The sequence below is a fragment of the Pseudomonas sp. SDT291_1_S447 genome (assembly GCF_054070155.1).
Genome location: NZ_JBSVXS010000278.1, coordinates 1 through 721, shown reverse-complemented (window position 1 = coordinate 721; position 721 = coordinate 1). Strand labels below are relative to the sequence as shown.

General features: G+C 55.5%; 1 protein-coding gene. It reads left to right on the top strand.

Features of this window, described 5'->3' with window-relative positions; genetic code table 11:
• Positions 1 to 66: 66 nt before the first annotated feature.
• Complete coding sequence (locus ACW9IR_RS29525; RefSeq protein WP_457466140.1) at positions 67 to 615, top strand: RNA 2'-phosphotransferase; 549 nt, start codon at positions 67 to 69, stop codon at positions 613 to 615.
• The last annotated feature ends 106 nt before the right edge of the window (positions 616 to 721 follow it).

Sequence of the window (721 nt, the reverse complement as noted above, 5' to 3'; positions counted from 1 at the left end):
CCAAATCAAAAGATCGCAGCGTGCCGCAGCTCCTACATGGGAATACGTCGAGAATCAGGGAAGTTCATGAGTAAGAAACGGCTGGACGAAACAAGTAAGTTTCTCAGTTTCGTGTTGCGCCACGAGCCTCAGGCGATTGGGCTGACGCTGGATTCTGAAGGCTGGGCGAATATCGACGCACTGATCAGCGGTGCTGCCGGTGACGGTCGAAGCCTGGATCGCTCACTGATTGAAAACGTCGTAGAGAGCAGCGACAAAAAGCGCTTTTCGATCTCGGAAGACGGCCAGTCCATTCGCGCCGTTCAGGGCCATTCGACGAAAAGCGTAGCGCTTCAACTGGAGGAAAAGCAGCCACCGCAAACGCTGTATCACGGAACAGCGACGCGCTTCATGGACTCTATCAGCCAGCAAGGCTTGATCCCGGGATCGCGTCACCACGTGCATCTATCGGCAGAATCCGCCACTGCCTCAGCCGTAGGGCAACGCTACGGAACCGTGGTAATCCTGAGAGTCGCCGCGCAGCAAATGCAGGAGCAAGGCTTCACGTTTTATCAGGCCGAAAATGGTGTCTGGCTGACAGAGCAAGTGCCAGTGCGCTTCATTTCCACCCTGTAACTTCTGACGAAACCGAAAACAACTGTAGGAGTGAGCCTGCTCGCGATTGCGGTCCGACATTCAACCTCTTCGGTGAATGTCAGTCCGCCATCGCGAGCAGGCTCAC